Here is a 17,066-nt window from a genome sequence, read left to right as displayed (position 1 = left end):
TCAGCCGACCGCTAAGCCCTGCGCGCTTCCATCTCGCGGAGGAAGCGGTCGAAGAGCTCCCGCGCGTCGTGGGGCCCGGGCGACGCCTCGGGGTGGTGCTGGACGCTGAAGGCCGAGAGGTGCGGGATCGCGATCCCCTCGACCGTCCCGTCGTTCAGCGAGACGTGGGTCACCTCGGCGCCGGTCCCCTCCAGCGACGCGGCGTCGACGGCGAAGCCGTGGTTCTGCGACGTGATCGCCACCTTGCCCGTGCGGCGATCGAGGACCGGGTGGTTCGCGCCGCGGTGGCCGAAGCGGAGCTTGAAGGTGCGGGCTCCGATGGCGAGCGCGAGGATCTGGTGGCCCAGGCAGATGCCGAAGAGGGGCACCTTGCCGAGGAGCCCGCGGACGATGGGGGCTGCGTAGGTGACTGCCGCCGGATCGCCAGGGCCGTTGGTGAGGAAGACGCCGTTGGGCCGCAGCCCAAGCACCTCCTCCGCCGGCGTGTGGGCGGGGACCACGGTGATCCGGCAGCCCCGGTCTACGAGGAGCTGGAGCATCGCGGCCTTGAGGCCGTAGTCGTAGGCCACCACGTGGAAGCGTGCGGCGGGCGCCACGGCCTCGCCGTCGAGGGGCTCACCCATGGGCCGGTTGAACTCGTAGGCCGCGCGGGTGGTGATGCCCGTGACCAGGTCGAGCCCGCTCATGTCCGCGGCTGCTCGCGCCTTCTCCACCAGGGCGGCGGGCTCGGCGTCCGCGAGGGTCGAGAGGACCCCCGCCTGCGCGCCGTGGTCGCGCAGGTGGCGCACGAGCTTGCGGGTGTCGATCCCCTCGATGCCCGGGAGGCCGTGCCTCTCCATCCAGTCGGGGAGCGAGCCCGTGGCCCGGTAGTTGGACGGGATCCTCGCCACGTGGCGCGCGATGACGCCGATGGCGTGGGGCTTCTCGGACTCCTGGTCAACGTGGTTCACACCGACGTTGCCGAGCTCCGGCACGGTGAACGTGACGATCTGGCCTACGTACGAGGGATCGGTGAGGGTCTCCTGGTAGCCGGTGAGCGAGGTGTTGAAGACCACCTCACCCACGGTCTCCGCCTCGGCGCCGAAGGCCAGGCCCGTGAAGACCGTGCCGTCTGCGAGCGCGAGATGCGCCTTTCGCTGGGTTCTCACGCGTTCTCCCTTCTGGTCGAGTGGTACCACTGGAGCGGCCGCACCGCGGGCTCGCCGTGGCGCAGCTCCTCCATCGCGGCGATGGCCGCCTTCGCCCCCGACATGGTCGTGTAGTAGGGGATCTGCCGGTTCAGCGTCTCGCGGCGGATGGGGAAGCTGTCCGCGAGCTCCTTCTTGCCGGCAGTGGTGTTGATCACGAGCTGGATCTCGCCGTCGAGGATCTTGTCCACGACGTGAGGCCGGCCCTCGGCGATCTTGTGCACCGTCGACGCCCGGATCCCCCTGGAGGCGAGGAAGCCGGCGGTTCCCTTGGTGGCGACGAGCTGGAAGCCCAGGGCCACGAGCCGCTCGGCGAGAGCGGCGGCGGCCGGCTTGTCCTTGTCGCAGACCGAGACGAAGCAGCGTCCGCCGCGGGGAAGGGCGTTGCCCGCCGCGACCTGGCTCTTCCAGAACGCGCGGGCGAAGTCGGTGTCGATGCCCATCACCTCGCCGGTGCTCTTCATTTCCGGCCCCAGCACGGGATCGACCGCTGGGAACTTCGGGAAGGGGAAGACCGACTCCTTCACCGCGAAGTGGGCGAGGCTCGGCCGATCGGGGAGCTCCGCGGGGAGCCGGATTCCGACCTGCGCGAGGGCCGCCAGCTTCGCCAGCGGCACGCCCGTGGCCTTCGCCACGAACGGCACCGTACGGGAGGCGCGAGGGTTCACCTCGAGCACGTAGACGGCGTCGCCCTGCACCGCGAACTGCGCGTTCATCAGGCCGACGACGCCGAGCTCCCGGGCGACCCGGAGCGACTGTTCCTCGATCCGCCGCACGACCTCCGCCGGGAGAGAGAAGGGCGGGAGCGAGCACGCGGAGTCACCGGAGTGGACACCGGCCTCCTCGATGTGCTCCATCACCCCGCCGACCACGCAGCGGTCACCGTCGCAGAGGACGTCGATGTCGACCTCGGTGGCGTCGCGCAGGTAGCGGTCGACGAGGACCGGCCGCTCCTCCGAGGCCTCGATGGCGCCGGCCAGGTACGCGCGGAGCTGGGCCTCGTCCAGGCAGATCTCCATGGCGCGTCCGCCCAGCACGAAGGAGGGGCGCACCATCACCGGGTAGCCGACCCGGGAGGCCACCGCGATGGCCTCCTCGGCGGAGCGGGCGGAGCCTCCCTCGGGCTGGAGCAGCCCGAGCTTCTCGACCACCGCGCCGAAGCGCTCGCGATCCTCGGCCCTGCCGATCGCGTCAGGGCTGGTGCCCAGGATTGTCACGCCCTCCGCCTCGAGGGCGGCGGCGAGCTTCAGGGGCGTCTGTCCGCCGAACTGGATGATGGCGCCCATCGGCCGCTCGACCCGGACGATCTCGAGGACGTCCTCGAGGGTGAGCGGCTCGAAGTAGAGCCGATCCGCCGTCTCGTAGTCCGTGGACACCGTCTCCGGGTTGCAGTTGACCATGATGGTCTCGATGCCCGCCTCTTTCAGCGCGAAGCAGGCATGGACGCAGCAGTAGTCGAACTCGATCCCCTGGCCGATCCGGTTCGGGCCGCCTCCCAGGATGAGCACCTTCCGCTCCCGGGTCGGCCGCGCCTCGCACTCGTCCTCATAGGTCGAGTAGAGGTAGGGCGTGTGCGCCTCGAACTCAGCGGCGCAGGTGTCGACCCTCTTGAACACCGGGTGGACGTCGAGGCGAGCGCGCGTCGCGCGGACCTCCGCCTCGGTGGAGCGCGTCAGCCAGGCCAGGCGCTTGTCGGAGAAGCCGCGGGACTTGAGCTCCTGCAAGCGCTCCGCGTCGCCGAGGCCGCTCGCGGCGACCTCCGCTTCGTCTTCCAGGATGGAGAGGAGCTCGCCGAGGAACCAGGGATCGATCGCGGTGAGCTCGTAGAGGTCCTGCACGGGGATTCCGGCCCTGAGGGCCTCCGCCACCCAGTGGAGCCGGCCCGGCGTCGCGACGCGGGCCTTGCTGCGAATCGCGTCGAGCTCGTCGGCGTCGTAGCGATCACCGGGCCGCTTGCCCAGCGGGGACTCGAGGCCGTAGGTGCCGGTCTCCATCGAGCGCAGCACCTTCTGCAGCGACTCCTGGAAGGTGCGGCCCATCGCCATCGCCTCGCCCACGCTCTTCATCTGCGTGTTGAGGCGGGCGTCCGCGTCCGGGAACTTCTCGAACGCGAAGCGCGGCATCTTGGTGACCACGTAGTCGATGCTGGGCTCGAAGGCGGCCCGGGTCTCGCGGGTGATGTCGTTTGCGAGCTCGTCCAGGGTGTAGCCCACGGCGAGTCGCGCGGAGATCTTCGCGATCGGGTAGCCCGTGGCCTTGGACGCCAGGGCGGACGAGCGCGACACCCGCGGGTTCATCTCGATGACCACCACGCGGCCGGTCTTCGGATCGACGCCGAACTGGATGTTGCAGCCGCCGCTCTCCACGCCGATTTCGCGGATGATCGCGAGGGAGGCGTTCCGCAACCGCTCGAGCTCCTTGTCGGTGAGGGTCTGCGCCGGCGCGACGGTGATCGAGTCGCCCGTGTGCACGCCCATCGGGTCGAAGTTCTCGATGGAGCAGACGATCACGACGTTGTCGTTGCGATCGCGCATCACCTCGAGCTCGTACTCCTTCCAGCCGAGCACGCTCTCGTCGATGAGGACGCTGCCGACCGGCGAGGCCTCGATGGCGGCCTTCGCCTTCGCCTCGAGCTCGACCTTGTTGTAGGCGATCGAGCCGCCAGTGCCGCCCAGGGTGTACGAGGGCCGCAGGATCGCGGGGAAGCCCGTGCGCTCCACGATGGCGCGGGCCTCCTCCATCGTGCGGGCCACGCCGTTCCGCGGGACCGCGAGGCCGATGCGCTCCATGGCCTGGCCGAAGAGCTCGCGATCCTCGGCCATCTGGATCGCGTCGAGCGACGCGCCGATGAGCTTGCAGCCGTATTTCTCCAGGATGCCTTGCTCGGCGAGGGCCTTGGCAAGGTTGAGCGCCGTCTGGCCGCCCATGGTGGGGAGCAGCGCGTCTGGGCGCTCGAGCTCGAGAATGCGTTCGGCGGTCTCGACCGTGATCGGCTCCACGTAGGTGGCGTCAGCCGTCCCCGGATCCGTCATGATCGTTGCCGGATTCGAGTTGAGGAGGACGACGCGAAAGCCGTCCTCTCTGAGCGCCTTGCAAGCCTGCGTGCCCGAGTAATCGAACTCGCAAGCCTGGCCGATGACGATTGGACCGGATCCGACGACGAGAATGGTGTGGATGTCGTTCCGGCGGGGCATTTTACGTCCTCCGGAACGCGCCTAGTAACAGGGGTCCGGGCCGATGAAAAGGGCGCTTGCAAAAAAAGTTCTCGGGCGCGGTTCGCGAGCCGGAGGCGAGCAGACGAAAAGGAGCGCTCTCGCGCGAAGCGCGAGCTGAAGAATCGGGCCCGCTTCTGCGGGACCGAATTCTTCACACGCTCGGAGACCTCGACATCGAGCCGGCCCTGCAATAAACCCATGTCCCGACCCTGGCGCTTCCGCGCTCCCCGCGGCGCCGGTGGATCGCGAGGCTCCCATGGGAAGTACGCCTTTCGGGGTCGGAGCGGACGACCGCTCCCTCGGAATCATCGCCGGCTCGGGAATCTTTCCGCTGCGCGTCGCAGAGAGCGCGCGCCGCTCCGGCCTCCGCGTGGTAGCGGTCGCGCTCGACGGCGAGACCGACCCGTCGATCGAGCGCCATTGCGACGACGTCACCTGGGTGAAGGTCGGGCAGCTCGGCAAGATGGTGAAGGCATTTCACACCCGGGGTGTGGGTCGCGCGGCGATGGCGGGAGGCGTGAAGAAGGCGCGGCTCTTCGACGGCCTTCGCCCTGATCTCCACGCGCTCAAGCTGCTGCCGAAGGTCCGAAGCCTGGAGACCGATCAGCTCCTTCGCGCGATCGCTTCGGCGTTCGAGGACGAGGGCATCGAGATCGTGGATCCGCTCGTCGCGTGTCCGGCGCTCCTCTCCCGCCCCGGCGTCTACGGGCGAAGGCGGCCCGACGCCGCGATGGAGGCCGACTTCCGGCTCGGCTACCGGATCGCGAAGTCGTTGGGCGCTGCGGAGGCGGGACAGACCGTCTGCGTGAAGAGCGGGATGCTCGTGGCCATCGAGGCGATGGAGGGGACCGATCGCTGCATCCGCCGCGCAGGCGAGCTGGCGGGGAAGGGCGTCGTCGTGGTGAAGGTAGCGATGCCCTCCCAGGACACGCGCTTCGACGCGCCGTGCATCGGCCCGGAAACGATCCGCACCTGCCTCGAGATCGGCGCCGCCGCCGTGGCCTTCGAGTCCGGCAAGACGGTGATGCTCGACGAGGGCGAGGTGGTCGAGATGGCCGACGCGGGCAAGCTCGCCGTCGTGGGCCTCCCGGCGGAAATGGATACATGAGGCCCATCGAAACCAGTTGTCGATCGCGGCGGCCTCGTTGTAGGAACGCCGCTCGATGAACCGATCGACGTTCGAGTTCGTGAAGCTCCAGGGCCTCGGAAACGACTACGTCTTCATCGATTGCCTCGATCGGCCCCTTCCGCCGGACCCCTCCGACCTCGCGCGACGCGTCTCCGACCGGCACTTCGGCGTCGGCAGCGACGGGCTCATCGCCGTGCTGCCGGGCGAGCGGGCCTCGCTCCGCATGCGCATGTGGAACGCGGACGGCAGCGAGGGCGAGATGTGCGGCAATGGGCTGCGCGGCTTCGCCAAGTACGTGTTCGAGCGCGGCTATGTCGGCGACCACGCCTTCGACGTCGAGACGAAGGCAGGCGTGCTACGCCCCGAGGTCCTCGTGGAGGACGGCCGCGTCGCGCGCGTGCGGGTGGACATGGGGAGGCCCCGCTTCGAGCGCGGATCCCTGCCGATGGCAGGCGCACCCGACGCTCCCTGCATCGACGAGACGCTGTCTCTCGGCGGCGCGGAGGTACAGGTGACCTGCGTGTCCATGGGCAACCCCCACTGCATCCTCTTCGTGGACGACGTGGCCACGGCGCCCGTGACCACCCTGGGGCCGGCCATCGAGATCGATCCGACGTTTCCGCGCCGCGTGAACGTCTCCTTCGTCGCCGCGCGCGGGCCGCGAGAGCTCCACATGCGCGTCTGGGAGCGGGGGAGCGGGGAGACCCTGGCCTGCGGCACCGGCGCTTGTGCAGCCGCCGTCGCAGCCGCGCTCACGGGGCGGGCAGAGCGCTCGGTGGTCGTTCACCTTCCGGGGGGGCCACTCGAGATCGAGTGGTCGGATCACGTGCTCATGACCGGACCGACCGTGGAGGTCTTCCGGGGCGTCTTTTTCGACCCGAAATAGCAGCCGGGCTCGCTCGCTCCGGCATCGTCGAAAGGGTCGTGCCGGAGCCGGCACCCCACTTTGACAGGAGCCAGCGTGAAGATCGCCGACCGCATCGCCAGCATCCCCCCCTACCTCTTCGCGGAGCTCGACAAGCGCCGGGCCCAGGTCGCCGCACGCGGTGTCGACGTCATCAACCTCGGGATCGGCGATCCGGATCGTCCGACCTTCCCCGGGATCGTCGAGCGCATGCGGCAGGAGGTGGTCCGTCCAGAGCACCACGCCTATCCGGCCTACGAGGGCGCCCGATCGTTCCGCGAGGCCTGCGCCACGTACCTCTCGTCGCGGTTCGGCGTCGACTGTGATCCCGATCGCGAGATCATGGCGGCCATCGGCTCCAAGGAGGCCATCGCGCATCTGATCTGGGCCTTCGTGGATCGGGGCGACGTCGCGCTGATCCCGGATCCCGCCTATCCGGTGGTGCGAGCCCACACGCTCTTCTGCGGCGGCGAGCCGTATTCGCTGCCGCTCCGCGCCGAGAGCGGTTTCCTGCCCGATCTCGAGGCGATCCCGGCGGGTGTGGCGAGGCGGGCCACGATCCTCTACCTGAACTACCCGAACAACCCGACCGCCGCGGTGGCGGACCTCGCCTTCTTCGAGCGCGCGGTCGACTGGTGCCGGCGCAAGGACGTGCTCCTCTGCCACGACGCCGCGTACACGGAGATCACCTTCGACGGTTTCAAGGCGCCCAGCGTCCTCGAGGTGCCCGGCGCGAAGGACGTGGCGATCGAGATCCACTCCCTGTCGAAGACCTACAACATGACGGGGTGGCGGATCGCCTTCGCCGCCGGATCCGCCGCGGCGATCCGTGCATTAGGGGTCATCAAGACGAACACTGACTCCGGCCCCTTCACCGCCGTGCAGATGGCCGCAGCTGAGGCCCTTCTCGGCACGCCCCCGCAGGTGCTGCACGAGCAGAACGAGCTCTACGCCCGCCGGCGCGACGTGATGGTCGAGGCGCTGCGCGCCGCCGGCGTCGACGCGCCCCGGACCCGCGGGAGCGTCTACCTCTGGTGCCCTGTACCCGGAGGCGAGTCGTCCGCCGCCTTCTGCGGGAGGCTGCTCGAGGAGACCGGCGTCCTCGTCACGCCCGGCAATGGCTACGGCGCAGAGGGCGAGGGCTACTTCCGCATCTCACTAACGGTGCCCGACGAGCGTCTGCGCGAGGCCGCCCGCCGGATCCGCGACGCGCGCCGGCGCTGAACTCGGTGGGGATGGAGTTCCGGACGATCCGATAAGCTGGAGCGGCCTCTCTGAGGCATCGCCAGTACCCGGTCGAATCAGACCGTGGGCGACGGGGAAGGGGTGCGTCGTGGACAGTGGCCGTCGGGCGGGGAGATGACCTTGGGGAGGAAAGCGCGGCGCCTGGTCGGGGCGGCTGCCGCCACGTTCGTAGGTTGTACTGCGGAAGCGCCGCCGTCCGTCGCGTGCCCGCCCGGCGAGACGTCGATCGTCGTGTCGACCGGGGCGCACGAGCTCGCTGCGTGCAAGGATGGAAGGGCCGAGTTGGTGTACGCCGTTGCCATCGGCCGCGGCGGAACCGGCAAGACCGCCGAGGGCGATCGAAAGACGCCCCTCGGCGACTATCCCTTGGGACTGCCAAGGCCGTCGCGGAAGTTCCGCACCTTCATCCCCATCGGCTATCCCACCGAGCGGCAGGCGCGGGAAGGTCTCACCGGGAGCGATGTCGGAATCCACGGTCCGTCGCGCCCCTTCGCTTGGCTCGGGTCGAGCAACTTGTGGATCGATTGGACCCTGGGCTGCATCGCCCTGGGCCGCGACGCCGACATCGACACGCTCGCCGAATGGGTTCTACGCGAGCAGCCGATCGCGGTTCGGATCCGTTAGAACGCGCCTCTCTGCGGTTCTCGCGGACGGAAGTCGGAGGGCAGGGTGTCCTTCCGTCGACGGGGCAGAGGCGACGCCGCCGTCTAGATGCGATGCGCTCGTCGAGGCGTCGTCGAGGCGATATGCTCGAACGGCGCCTCGCGCCGGACGCGGGGCCGGAGAATTCCATGTCGTTGCACCAGCTGGCGGAGGCGCGAAGCCTCGCCTTCCACCGAATCGTCGCCGAGCGGATTCTCCGGGATCCCGATCGGCTCGACGCGGTGCGGGAGCGGCTCGACGCATGGATCGCGGAGGGTGGGCGTGCCGCCGTCTACGCGAGGGAGTGGCGCCGGCTCGTCGATTTCCCCCCGGCCGAGCTTGCGGCCATCCTGATTGACGAGGGCGAGCGGGCCACCGAGCTCCGGCAGTCGACCCCTTTTTCTGGTTTCCTCGATCCGCGTGAGCGGTGGAAGCTCTGGGCGGAGGTGCGTGAGCGGTACGAGCGTGAATCGTCCGACGGCGCGGGGTCCGATCGACCATGACCCGAGAACAGCTCGAGCATTTGATCCGAGCCGCGTCGACCATCGCTGACGACGACGGAATCGTGGTGATCGGGAGCCAGTCGATCCTCGGTCAGTTCCCCGACGCGCCCGCTGCACTACGGGTTTCCATGGAGGCCGATCTGTTTCCGCTCCACCACCCGCAGCGTTGGGATCTGATCGACGGCTCCATCGGCGAAGGATCGCCGTTCCATACGACCTTCGGCTACTACGCCCAGGGCGTTGGGGAGGAGACCGCAATCCTCCCCAACGGCTGGCGCGACCGGCTTATCGCGATCCATGGGCCTGGCACCCGGGGCGCCACCGGATGGGCGCTGGAGATCCACGACCTGCTGCTCGCGAAGTACGCCGCCGGCCGCGAAAAAGATCGGGCCTTCGCCCGGGAGGCCATCCGGCACGGGATGGTGAGGGAGGAGACGCTGCTCGCGAGGCTGGAGTCGCTCGCCGTCCCGTCTGCGCGCCTCACCGAGATCGGGGCGACCATCCGCCGCGAGTTCCGAGAAGAGCGTGAAGCGTAGAGCGAAGTCAGGCGGGTGCGACGCTGCGAGCGTTCTGCCACCCGACTCGGAGCAACCACGTGCGTGGGAGGGCGACGGACGGATCTCCGGGGCCTGCCGCATACGGGTCAGCGGACGCCGGAGCCGGACGGCCCTGCCGGAGCGCGTGGACGCGGGCGTTGCCGAGCACGTAGGCGACGGCGTTCCGGACCTCGCGAGGCGTGCGCAGCTCGTGCGAATGGATGCGATCGGCGAACACCTTGCCCTGGCGCTTCATCAGGCTGTTGAGGCCGCGCGCCATGCGGACGCAGAGTCCCTGCACGCCCCGTGAGAGCGCCTGGCCATCCTGCGCCTCGACGACGAGGTGCAGGTGGTTTCCCTGGACCGAATAGTGGGTGAGCCGCATGCCCAGGCGGTCCGAGCCAGCAAACAGCGCCTTCTCGAGGATGCGGTAGCAGCGCTGCGTCCGAAGGTTCCAGACCTCGTCGCGCATCCGCAGAGTCACGTGGACCGGATGCCGTGGCGCCAACTTTGGCCGTGGCGCATGGGAGACACCGGGTCGAGGCCCCTTTGCCTTTCGGCCCGCACCGTCGCGTCGGCCGCCGCTCCGCTTGCGGAACGGCAGCTCCCCCTGGACGTTTGACGCTCTCCTTCGCATCGAGTCCCCCGAGATTGATTCAGCACTGATTGTACCTCGTACCCCCGACATCGAGCGTGGGGCACAGCAAAGAAGGTGTCACCCATGTCCTTGGACTGAAGTGTCACCCAAGTCTCTGCTTGAGGAGTTGCGAAGTTCCATGGCAACCTCTTTGCCCTGGTTGCAAAAGTCTGCGTCCGCAGTCGATCATGGTCGCCAGGGAAGGGGACTCTCGATGACCATCACCATTACCGCCTTTGAACGCTCACCCGATGGCGGAAAGGGATTGGCGCGTGATACGCGCGTTCGCTGGGCGCTTGAGGAAGTGGGCCAGCCCTACCAGGTTCGCCTTGTTTCGTTTCGCGCAATGAAGGAAGCCGCGCATCTGGCGCTTCATCCTTTCGGGCAAATTCCGACCTATGAGGAAGGGGATCTCGCACTGTTCGAGACAGGGGCGATCGTGTTTCACATCGCCGCGCGACATGCGGGCTTATTGCCGGAGGATGCCAATGCTCGGGCGCGCGCGATCACATGGATGTTTGCAGCGCTCAACACGGTGGAGCCACCGATTCTTGAACTCGGAACCGCCAGGCTTCAGGAGGGCGATAAGCCCTGGTATGCGGCGCGCCTGCCTCTGGTCGAAGAGCGCGTTCGCGGTCGGCTCGGCCAACTCTCCGTTCGTCTGGGCGATGCCGATTGGATCGATGGTGCGTTCAGCGCTGGCGACTTGATGATGGTGTCGGTGCTGCTCAGGTTGAAGCCGTCGGGCCTCCTGAACGAATATCCAAACTTGGCCGCCTATGTTGCCCGCGGCGAGGCGCGGCCCGCCTACAAGCGAGCCTTCGACGCTCATTTGGCGGTTTACACCCGTAAGTCATCGATCGGCTGATCGCGGTTGTCCTTGCTTTCTTTGGCAGTGGCGTCATGCAAGGCGCAATGGACCTCGCCCGGGGCGTCCTCTACCGCCGAATCGTCTGAACGGAAGACGTCGAACATTCTCGATGGCGACGCGGCGAGAAGGCGGTGGTGACTATCCCTGGGAATTTCGATGGCCGGAGTAATCACTCGAGGATCGCCAAGCTGGAGGGCCGCTCTAAATTCCGGTCTGCCGGGCCGGTAGAGGGGCCAGGCCAAGGCTGGCGAGAGCAACAAGGCCGAGCCCGGCCCCACGCGATCCCAACCGACCCCACATAGCAGGGTTCTGGCTCTGGGCGAGGCCCGCTCAATCGCCGCCCAGCGAGAGCACCGCGAGGTCGGGGACCTTCTCCATGAGCCGCTCGCGCAGGCGGGCGACGAGCTTGGCCTCGATCTGACGGGCGCGCTCGCGGCTGATGCCGAAGCGCTCGCCGATCTCCTGCAGGGTGAGCGGCTCGTCGGATCGCATCCGGTTCTCGAGGATGAAGAGCTCGCGCTCGTCGACGTCCTTCGCCAGCTCCTCGAGCTCGGCACGGAGCAGGTTCTTGAGCTCCTCGTGGGCGAGGGTCTCGTCTGCGGCGCGGGCGGGGAGGGCGAGGCGGTCGCCGAGGGTGGCGTCGCCGTCGTCGTTCATCGGCGCGTGGAGGGAGGCCTCGTCGCCGGAGAGGCGGCGGTCCATGTCCTCGACCTCGCGCTCGGTGACGCCGAGGCGCTCCGCGAGGAGCTTGGGGCCGACCTCGAACCCCTCCGCCGCGAGGCGGCGCTGCTCCTTGCGCAGGTTGAAGAAGAGCTTCCGCTGGGCCTGGGTGGTGCCGAGCTTCACCATCCGCCAGTTGTCCATCACGAAGCGGAGGATGTAGGCGCGGATCCACCACGCGGCGTAGGAGGAGAGCTTCACGCCGCGGTAGGGGTCGTACTTCTTCACCGCGTGAAGGAGGCCGACGTTCCCCTCCTGGATCAGGTCGAGGACGTTGAAGGCGGCGCGCCGGTACTCGTAGGCGATCTTCACGACCAGCCGCAGGTTCGAGGCCACCAGGCGGTAGGCCGCGTCGACCTCGCCGGTCTTGGTGTAGCGGACCGCGAGCTCGTGCTCCTCCTCGCGGGAAAGGAGGGGATGCCGGTTGACCTCCTGCATGTAGCGGGCGAGGGGGTCGGTGCGCGAGAGGGCGACGGAGGACTCCTCCTCGGCCCCGTCCTCCTCGTCCAGCTCGGCGAGCGCCGGGTGGCGCGCCCGGAGGGCGGGGTTCTCCTCGCCCACCACCTCGGCGTCGCTCTCCTCTCCTGCGATCTCGAGGATCGAGGACGGCTCGAGCTCCTGGCTCTCCTCCGCCTCGACGAGCTCGGCGTCCTCCTCCGGCTCGGCGTCCGGGCGACGGCGGCCGCGGGCCCTGGGCGATTCCTTCGCTTTGGAGATCTTCTTGGAGGGGCTCAAGCGGGCGTCCCTGGCGTTGCACGCCGAAAGTCGACTCTGATATAGGCGTGGCGCCATCCGATCAAGCGCCCGCCTCCCGATGGATCCTGGACAATCTCGTTCTCGTAGCGCAGGGCGCCTTCACCCCATCGAAGGGGCCTTGCACAACATGGACGAAAAGAACCTGCCGGCCGAGACGCCGGAGACGCCGGCGATGCCGGCTGGCGAAAGCCCGAGCGACTACGTCGCCGGGATCCCCTACACCGAGCTCCCCCTCTCGCCCGAGCTTCAGCGCGCGATCGCGGAGCACGGCTATACCCATCCAACCCCCGTTCAGGCCCAGGCCATCCCGAAGGTGCTCGCGGGCGGCGACCTGATCGTCCGCTCCAAGACCGGGACCGGGAAGACGGCCGCGTTCTCGATCCCCGTGATCGAGAAGATCCCCGAGGGGAGCCGTAAGGCCCAGGCCCTGGTGCTCTGCCCCACCCGCGAGCTGGCGATCCAGGTGGCCCAGGAGGCCACCGAGCTGGCGAAGTACAAGGACCTGCGCGTGGCCGCGATCTACGGCGGCGCCTCGATGGGCGCCCAGATCACGGCGCTGCAGGAGGGGGCGGAGATCATCGTGGGCACGCCGGGGCGGGTCTACGACCACATCCGCCGCGGCACCCTCGACCTCTCGCAGGCTATTTTCGGCGTCCTCGACGAGGCCGACGAGATGCTCTCGATGGGCTTCTTCGAGGAGGTGACCCGGATCCTCGACTGCCTGCCCAAGACCCGCCAGACCCTGCTCTTCTCCGCGACGGTGCCGCCCGAGATCGAGCGGATGATCCGCAAGTACCTGCGCTCCCCGGAGACGCTGCTGCTCTCCGGCGACGTCTACACCGTGGAGGGGATCACCCACGTCGCCTACAAGATGGTGGAGGACTATCCGAAGCCCCGGAACCTCCTCTACCTCCTCGAGCTGGAGAACCCGGAGAACGCGATCATCTTCGCGAACACCCGGGACGACACGGCGCTGGTGGCGGCGGTGCTGAACCGCAACGGCTACGATGCCGAGATGCTCTCCGGCGAGCTCGCGCAGAAGGAGCGCGAGCGGGTGATGGCGAAGGTGAAGCGGGGCGAGGTGCGCTACCTGGTGGCGACCGACATCGCGGCCCGCGGGATCGACATCTCCGACCTCACCCACGTGATCAACTACTCGCTCCCCGAGGACCCCGCCGTCTACCTCCACCGGGTGGGCCGCACCGGCCGGATCGGAAAGACCGGCACCGCGATCTCGCTGGTGGGCGGCCGCGACTACATGATCCAGGCGACGCTCGAGCGGCAGTACACCATCGAGTTCGAGAAGCGGACCCTCCCCTCCGCGGAGGAGGCGCGCAAGCTCTGGACCGAGCGGCACGTGGTGGAGCTCCGGGAGGGGATGGGATCGTCGGCCTTCGAGGCCTTCATCCCGCTGGCGCAGGAGCTGAAGAAGCGGACGGACGGCGAATTCCTCATCGCCTACGCGCTCAAGCAGTTTTTCACCCACCGCCGCATGGAGAAGATCGCTCTGCAGCAAAAGGCCGAGGGCGAGGTGGAGGCAGCGCCGCCGCCGCGCGCGAAGCCTTCGCGCGGCGCAGAGGGAAAGGGCAGGGGCAGTGAGCGGGCCGAAGGGCGCCGCAAACCGAAGGAGGCCGAGGGCCGGCGCCCCCGCCGCGGCGAGAAGAAGGCCGAAGGCGAGCTCTCGTCGCTCGAGCCTGCCGTGCACGTGGCCCCGGCGCCCGGCGTCGAGACGCCCGACACGCCTCCGATGGACGAGCTCGGCAAGGAGGCGCGTGCGCCCCGTTCGGCGAAGCTCTGGGTGTCCCTGGGCGAGGACGACGGCCTCGACGCGGAGGGCGTGAAGGCCGCGCTCGCGGAGGCAGCCGGCGCAGACGCGGCGGCGATCGAGCGGGTCGAGGTCCGCCCCGCCCACTCCTTCGTCTTCGTGCCGACCGACGCGGCCGAGGCCTTCCTCGCGGCCAACGGAAAGGCGCGGGGCGAGAAGGAGCTCAAGGTCGAGAAGGCCCGGCGCCGCCCGCCGCGTCGCTGATCGGCGGCCCTCGACACCCGGCCACGACAGGGCGTCGGCTCGTAGACAGCCGACGCCCCTGTGCCCTTGTCGCTCGATTCGGTCCCGCTACCATCCGCTCATGGGGGGGACGAATGGAACCGAACGACCTGCCAGAGCACCGGACGAGGGCTGAGCGGATGTCTTGGATCTCCGTTCAACTCCAGGGCCTTCGGAGCCGATTGCGGATCGCGCGAGCTGCGAGAGCAGGACGCGCTTTGAGGGTGATCGGCCAGATCGAGGTCTACGGAGGCGGACGAATCCACCTCGGCGACCGCGTGTTCCTCGACGGATCCATCGGGCCGATCGAGCTCCACGTCAGCCGCGGCGCGAGGCTCTTGATCGGGGACGACGTCCGGATCAACGGAGGCACCTCGATCGAGGCGACCGAGTTCGTCGAGATCGGGGACGGCGTCGAGATCGGTTCCTGGTCGAAGGTGATCGACAACCACTTCCACATCCCGAACGGCGATCGGTGTTCCCGTCCGCGGTCCGTGCCCGTGCGCATCGATCGCGGCGTCCGGATCGGGGAGCGGTGCGTGGTCCTCCCGGGCGCCCACCTCGAGGAGGGCGTTCGTCTTGGGCACGGTGTGGTCGTCGGAAGGCGCGTCCCCGCTCGGGTCGCGCTCGAGGGGTCTCCGCCGCGCCGCGCGGCCGTTGGGGGCATCCCGTGAGCCAGCGAGGGTTCGTCGTCACCTCTCTCGGGAAGCTCGTCGACGAGCCCTGGTACTACTTCGAGCGAGCCGCGGCGATCCTCCGGGCGCGCGCCCTGTTTCGCGGAGCGACCCTCGGCCCGAGGGTCGGCGCGAAGGGTCGCGTTGACGCCACCCTCGAAGGTGTCTGCCGCCTCGGGGCGCGAGTGACCTTCCGCGGAGGCATGATCCCGACGCAGCTTCGAGTGCATCGTGGAGGTACGCTGACCGTCGGGGAGGACGCGGTCGTCAACTACGGGGTGCTAATCGAGGTGCACGATCGGGTGGAGATCGGTGCGCGAGCGATGATCGCCTCGATGTCCCGGATCTGCGACCGAGACGGGACCCGCACCGGCCCGGTCGTCATCGAAGACGACGTCTGGATCGCCCACGGCGCGCTGATTCAGCCCGGGGTCCACATCGGCGCGGGCGCGGTCGTCTCGGCGGGTAGCGTGGTCACCGATGACGTTCCGTCCCGATTCATGGCCTCGGGCAATCCGGCGCGAATGGCGCCGCTCGCCCTCGTCCGTCCGAGCGCTACATGCTCGAACACCGTGAAGCCGAGGAATTGATGCAAGCGGGGCGCATCCCGCGCCTTCGTCGACTCCGCGAGGGACGAGGGAGGAGCGCGTGATCGCGGCCCTCCTCAGCCGATCGGCGGGGCGAGCTCGGCCGCCGTCGTCGCCTGCGGCTCCTCCGGGGGCGCCCGCGTCCCCGCTTCGCCGCTTCGGACCAGCGCGAGGCGATAGATCGCCGGCGCGATGATCTCGTTCAACGCGACGACACCCAGGGTGAGAGCCGCGGCGTCGTCGCCGAACTCGGGGAAGGTCTTGGCGAAGAGGAGTGCGAGGGCCAGTGCGAGGCCCGCCTGGGGCAGGAGTCCCATGCCGGCATAGCGCTGCACCTCGTCCGGCGCCCCGGCGATCTTCGCGCCCAGCCGTGTACCCGCCAGGAGGCCGGCGCCGCGGACGAGGACGAAGATCGCCGCGGGGATGCCCACCACGGCGAGCACGTCGAGGTGGATGTTGGCGCCCGCCACCGCGAAGAAGACCACGTACACCGGTAGAGAAGACGCCTCGATCTCGTGGTGCAGCCTGTCGCCCGCCTTGGTGACGTTGCGGATCAGAACGCCGGCGGCCAGGGCGACGAGCAGGGGATCGAAGTGCAGCCGCTGGCCGACCTCGGCCATGACGAAGGTGACCGTGACCACGAATAGCGCCGCGCCCGAGGCGACCTTGCGCAAATAGACCGCGAGCAGGACGCCGACGAGGAGCCCCGCCCCGAGCGAGCCCAGGATCTCCCAGGAGAGCTGGCCGATGGTATCGAGGACGTCGCCCGCCGCGCCGAAGGTCGACTTGGCGAACGACGAGACGAGGGCGAAGAGCAGGATGACCACGAGGTCGGCGATGACCACCACGCCGAGCACCGTGCGGCTCATCGGCCCGTCGGCCTCCATCTCGTCGCGGAGGGCGACGACCACCGCGGGCGACTGGGCCACCATGGTCACGCCGAGCACGAGGGAGACCGCGATCGCTTGTTCGAGGGACATCTCCCCCATGAAGGGGAGGAGATCCCGGACGGCGAAGACCGCCAGCGAGAGGAGGGCGGAGGTGCCGACCACCGCCACCAGCGTGATCCACTTCACCGAGCGCAAGAGGGGCCGGAAGGATCGAAAGTCGAGCTCGTTGCCTGCGGTGAGGGCGATCAACGCGATGGCCGCGCCGTTCACGATCTTGAGGTGCTCGACCATCGTCGGTGTGACCAGGCCGAGGACCGACGGCCCGATCACGATGCCCGCGGCGATGTAGCCGGTGAGCTTCGGCAGCCGGACCTGCTTGAAGATCCGGCCGGCGAAGAAGGCGGTGAGGAGCACGAAGCCGAAGGCGAGGGCGGTCCCCGAGCCCATGGGCCGGCCCCCGATGGCGAAGGAGCGAGCCGCCTGCATCAGCCCGCCAAGGAGGAGGATCAGGAGGAGGCTCATT

General features: G+C 68.9%; 15 protein-coding genes. 10 read left to right on the top strand and 5 right to left on the bottom strand.

Annotated features, from left to right (window positions below; all coding sequences use genetic code 11):
• Positions 1 to 11: 11 nt before the first annotated feature.
• Positions 12 to 1,148 (bottom strand): glutamine-hydrolyzing carbamoyl-phosphate synthase small subunit, encoded by a 1,137-nt coding sequence (gene carA / locus AKJ08_RS09040; protein WP_050725765.1) that lies wholly within the window; start codon positions 1,146 to 1,148, stop codon positions 12 to 14.
• Positions 1,145 to 4,381 (bottom strand): carbamoyl-phosphate synthase large subunit, encoded by a 3,237-nt coding sequence (carB, locus tag AKJ08_RS09035; protein WP_050725764.1) that lies wholly within the window; start codon positions 4,379 to 4,381, stop codon positions 1,145 to 1,147. The genes carA and carB overlap by 4 nt, the downstream gene beginning before the upstream one ends.
• 277 nt (positions 4,382 to 4,658) lie before the next feature.
• Here carB and AKJ08_RS09030 point away from each other — a divergent pair, with 277 nt between their 5' ends.
• From AKJ08_RS09030 to AKJ08_RS09005, 6 genes are all read left to right on the top strand, one after another.
• Positions 4,659 to 5,510, top strand: a complete 852-nt coding sequence (locus AKJ08_RS09030; protein WP_050725763.1) for an LpxI family protein — start codon at positions 4,659 to 4,661, stop codon at positions 5,508 to 5,510.
• 55 nt (positions 5,511 to 5,565) lie between these two features.
• Positions 5,566 to 6,417 carry a diaminopimelate epimerase gene (gene dapF, locus AKJ08_RS09025; protein WP_050725762.1) on the top strand — a complete coding sequence of 284 codons (852 nt, stop codon included), beginning with the start codon at positions 5,566 to 5,568 and terminating at the stop codon, positions 6,415 to 6,417.
• Positions 6,418 to 6,492: 75 nt separating this feature from the next.
• Positions 6,493 to 7,659, top strand: a complete 1,167-nt coding sequence (locus tag AKJ08_RS09020) for an LL-diaminopimelate aminotransferase (protein ID WP_050725761.1) — start codon at positions 6,493 to 6,495, stop codon at positions 7,657 to 7,659.
• Positions 7,660 to 7,794: 135 nt separating this feature from the next.
• A complete protein-coding gene (locus AKJ08_RS09015) occupies positions 7,795 to 8,304 on the top strand; it encodes a L,D-transpeptidase family protein (protein WP_082342986.1) in 510 nt (169 codons plus the stop codon).
• 167 nt (positions 8,305 to 8,471) lie between these two features.
• On the top strand, positions 8,472 to 8,825 hold the full coding sequence (locus tag AKJ08_RS09010) for a hypothetical protein (RefSeq protein WP_157370580.1): 354 nt from the start codon (positions 8,472 to 8,474) through the stop codon (positions 8,823 to 8,825).
• On the top strand, positions 8,822 to 9,361 hold the full coding sequence (locus tag AKJ08_RS09005; protein ID WP_050725758.1) for a DUF6036 family nucleotidyltransferase: 540 nt from the start codon (positions 8,822 to 8,824) through the stop codon (positions 9,359 to 9,361). The genes AKJ08_RS09010 and AKJ08_RS09005 overlap by 4 nt, the downstream gene beginning before the upstream one ends.
• Positions 9,362 to 9,368: 7 nt before the next feature.
• On the opposite strand, the gene AKJ08_RS09000 is transcribed toward AKJ08_RS09005, so the two are convergent.
• Positions 9,369 to 9,833: a transposase gene (locus AKJ08_RS09000; RefSeq protein WP_169788786.1), complete on the bottom strand. Its 465-nt coding sequence runs from the start codon at positions 9,831 to 9,833 to the stop codon at positions 9,369 to 9,371.
• A gap of 379 nt (positions 9,834 to 10,212) precedes the next feature.
• On the opposite strand from AKJ08_RS09000, the gene AKJ08_RS08995 reads away from it, so the two are divergent.
• Positions 10,213 to 10,866 carry a glutathione S-transferase family protein gene (locus tag AKJ08_RS08995; protein ID WP_050725756.1) on the top strand — a complete coding sequence of 218 codons (654 nt, stop codon included), beginning with the start codon at positions 10,213 to 10,215 and terminating at the stop codon, positions 10,864 to 10,866.
• Between the two features lie 333 nt (positions 10,867 to 11,199).
• Here the strand turns inward: AKJ08_RS08995 and AKJ08_RS08990 are convergent, their stop codons facing one another.
• On the bottom strand, positions 11,200 to 12,324 hold the full coding sequence (locus AKJ08_RS08990; protein ID WP_050725755.1) for a sigma-70 family RNA polymerase sigma factor: 1,125 nt from the start codon (positions 12,322 to 12,324) through the stop codon (positions 11,200 to 11,202).
• 148 nt (positions 12,325 to 12,472) lie between these two features.
• On the opposite strand from AKJ08_RS08990, the gene AKJ08_RS08985 reads away from it, so the two are divergent.
• From AKJ08_RS08985 to AKJ08_RS20640, 3 genes are all read left to right on the top strand, one after another.
• Entirely contained in the window at positions 12,473 to 14,374 is a 1,902-nt protein-coding gene (locus AKJ08_RS08985; protein ID WP_240475280.1) for a DEAD/DEAH box helicase, read from the top strand.
• A 242-nt stretch (positions 14,375 to 14,616) separates the two neighbouring features.
• A complete protein-coding gene (locus AKJ08_RS08980; RefSeq protein WP_169788785.1) occupies positions 14,617 to 15,066 on the top strand; it encodes an acyltransferase in 450 nt (149 codons plus the stop codon).
• Entirely contained in the window at positions 15,063 to 15,656 is a 594-nt protein-coding gene (locus AKJ08_RS20640; protein ID WP_050725753.1) for an acyltransferase, read from the top strand. The genes AKJ08_RS08980 and AKJ08_RS20640 overlap by 4 nt, the downstream gene beginning before the upstream one ends.
• 74 nt (positions 15,657 to 15,730) lie before the next feature.
• Here the strand turns inward: AKJ08_RS20640 and AKJ08_RS08970 are convergent, their stop codons facing one another.
• Complete coding sequence (locus AKJ08_RS08970; protein WP_240475279.1) at positions 15,731 to 17,065, bottom strand: cation:proton antiporter; 1,335 nt, start codon at positions 17,063 to 17,065, stop codon at positions 15,731 to 15,733.
• Position 17,066 lies beyond the last annotated feature (1 nt).

The organism is Vulgatibacter incomptus, assembly GCF_001263175.1.
Lineage (GTDB): Bacteria > Myxococcota > Myxococcia > Myxococcales > Vulgatibacteraceae > Vulgatibacter > Vulgatibacter incomptus.
The sequence above is the reverse complement of the archived record's forward strand: the minus strand, read 5'-3'. Positions and strand labels throughout refer to the sequence as shown.